Consider the following 2,817-nt stretch of genomic DNA (forward strand, 5'->3'; position numbering starts at 1 on the left):
GGCCCGGCGCACCCGCGGCGCCGTTGCCACCGTTGCCCCACAGCAACCCGCCGTCGCCGCCCCGCCCGCCCGGTGTGGACGCATTGGCGCCGTTGCCGATCAGCGTGCGCCCCAGCAGCGCTTGAGACGGGGCGTTGATTACGGCGAGCAGGTCTTTCTGAATGGTGTTGGCGGCCTCGGCCGACGCGTAGGAGTTGGCACTGGCGCTCAGAGTGCGATGGAACTGGTCGCTGAATGCCGCGGCCTGGGCATTGAGCGCCTGGAACTGCTGACCATGGGCGCTAAACAGCGCCGCGATCTGAGTGGACACCTCGTCGCCGGCCGCCGCCAGCAGTTGCGTAGTCGAGGCTGATGCGGTGCGGGCGGCCGAGTGGACGGCCGCGCTTATCCCGGCGACATCGGTGGCCGCGGTCACCACCAGCTCGGGCGAGACAAATACGAGCGACATCGATGACTCCCTCCGCAGGCCCAGCCGTGGGGGATGGGCCGGGCCCGCACCGCCTGGCAGCATCCGTAGCCGCCGTTGGTGTCAACCGTGCCGATCGGGATTTGCATAAAGGTTGGTCATTTGTTGAGCCGCTGGTCAGCGCACTGGGGGCGCCGGCACACCTCCTGGAGGGAGTGGCGCCAGCGTTCCAGCGCGGCTGCCGTTCAGCAGCTATCGAGGCGTCACCCGACTTTGCCGACGGTTCTACGGCGGGTCGGCGGCGGTGCCGTTGGCTGCCAGCGCCGCCCTGGCCGCCCGCGCCGCCGTTGCCGGCGTTCCCGATGCCGGTTGACGTGCCACCGGTGCCACCGGCACTGCCCGTGCCGCCGACACCGCCGCTACCGGGATTGTTGATTGTTGCCTTGGCCGGCGCCGTAGCCGGCGTGGCCGCCCATACCGCCGTTGCCGGTGCTGCCGTCGCCTCCATTGGTTCCGTTGCCGCTGGCACCTCAATGTCGGTGCGCTGTATAGGCATTACGGCGCCAAGCGCCGCTTGAATAAGCGTTGGTAAGCCGATGATCCTGCTGGTCACTCTGGCTCGCGCGGCAGGCGGGTCATTAAGACGGGGAACTTCCGATAGCGCCGGTGGGGCTTGCCTCGCCCGAGTTGATGGCCGCAGCGGCCGCGGATATGGCCGGCATCGGCTCGACAGTCGACGCCGCCGGGCGCGAGCCCCTGCTAATCACACACCCGGCAAGGCCGAACCCGGATCGTGACTCGAACGAAGGACGTCTCGAAGTACGCTGCGAACGTTGCCAAACGGCGCATGTAGAAGGGTTCGCGAGGTCAGTTGTTAGTCATGCCGCCCGACCTCCGCCAACTTCGCCGAAGGGCACAGGGGCCGTTGAGACCGAGGCCACCGGCTTAAAACACTGGGCCGCCTTCGCCACCCGCGCCGCCTGCGCCGGGTGCGCCACCCTGGTTGCCCGCAGGGGTGTCGTCGCCGAAGCCGCCGGACTGGCCAGGCCCACCCGGCTTCGGCTGGTTGGTGCCCGCTCGGCCCTGGCCGCCGTCGCCGCCGCTACCCCCGTTGCCGCCGGCGCCACCGACGCCATCGGTGCCGGCGTTGCCGCCCCATCCGCCGTTGCCGCCGGTGCCACCGGTGCCGCCTTTGAGGTCACCATTGCTTCCCGCGCCGCCCCCGCCGTTGCCGCCGTCGCCACCTTCGCCGCCGTCGCCGCCTTCGCTGCCAACGCCGAGCCCGGTGCCACCGCCGCCGCCATTGCCGCCGACGCCGCCGGTGGCACCGGGGTTGCCGTTTCCGCCGGTGCCGCCGTTGCCGCCGTGGCCGCCGCCACCCGCGCGGAAGCCGTTGCCGCCGCGCCCGCCGTCGCCGCCCTGGCCACCCGCGGAGGCAAATCCCGTGTTGCCCCCATGGCCGCCATGTCCGCCGTGGCCGCCTTCGCCGTGGTCACCGGTGGCGTTGCCGCCACTGCCGCCGTTGCCGCCGCTCACTCCGGGATGGCCGGTGCCGTTGGCGGCGCTGCCGCCATCGCCGCCGTCGCCGGCGCGGCCGCCGGAACCGCTGGCGTTGCCGCCGTTGCCGCCGTTGCCGCCCTTGCCCGGGGTGGTGGCGGCAGGGCCTCCGTTAATGCTGCCTGCGCCGTTGCCGCCGTTGCCACCATGCCCGCCGGAGGTGGCGCCGTCACCGCCGTTGCCGCCACTACCGCCGTCGCCGCCCGCGCCGCCGGTGGTGTTCGGGTCCAGGACCCCGGAAAAGAAAGTGGTGCCGCCGTTGCCGCCGGCCCCGCCCGCACCTCCGGCGCCGTCGGTGGCGACGCCACCGACGCCTCCGTTGCCGCCGTAGCCGCCGTTGCCCCACCGTGAGGCGGAGCCGCCGGCTCCACCGCCTCCGCCGTTGCCGCCGGCAGTGGAGCCGGCGCCGCCGTTGCCGCCGTTACCGCCGTTACCGGCGGGGTTGGTGTTGGTGCTGTCGCCGCTGCTGCCGCCGCCGTTGCCGCCGTTGCCGCCGTTACCTCCGCTGCCGCCCGCGCCGGTTGCGGTGCCGCCGTTGCCGCCGTTGCCGCCGTTACCGCCGATGTCGTTGAGGATGCCGCCGTTGCCACCGGCGCCGCCATTGCCGCCGTTCCCGCTGCTCCCGTTCGAGCCGCCGGTGCCGCCGGTGCCGGCTTGGCCGCCGCTGCCGGCATTGCCTCCGTCGCCTCCATCGCCGCCACGTGAGCTGGTGCCGTCCGAGCCCGGGGTGTAGCCGTTGCCGCCGTTGCCGCCGTGTCCACCGAGGCCGCCGGTGCCGTTGGTGCCGCCGGCGCCGCTGTTGCCGCCGTTGCCGCCGTTGCCGCCGGCCCCGGTGGTGCCGGCACTGCCGCTGC

1 protein-coding gene and 1 pseudogene are annotated in these 2,817 nt (G+C 73.2%); both read right to left on the reverse strand.

The genetic code is table 11. The features are described 5' to 3' along the window. On the reverse strand, window positions 1-448 hold a 448-nt coding region (locus BST12_RS28615), incomplete at its 3' end, for a PE family protein (RefSeq protein WP_139802032.1). 903 nt (window positions 449-1,351) lie between these two features. After that, window positions 1,352-2,817: pseudogene (locus BST12_RS32445) on the reverse strand (PE family protein); the annotation flags it as partial.

The organism is Mycobacterium angelicum, assembly GCF_002086155.1.
GTDB classification, from domain to species: domain Bacteria; phylum Actinomycetota; class Actinomycetes; order Mycobacteriales; family Mycobacteriaceae; genus Mycobacterium; species Mycobacterium angelicum.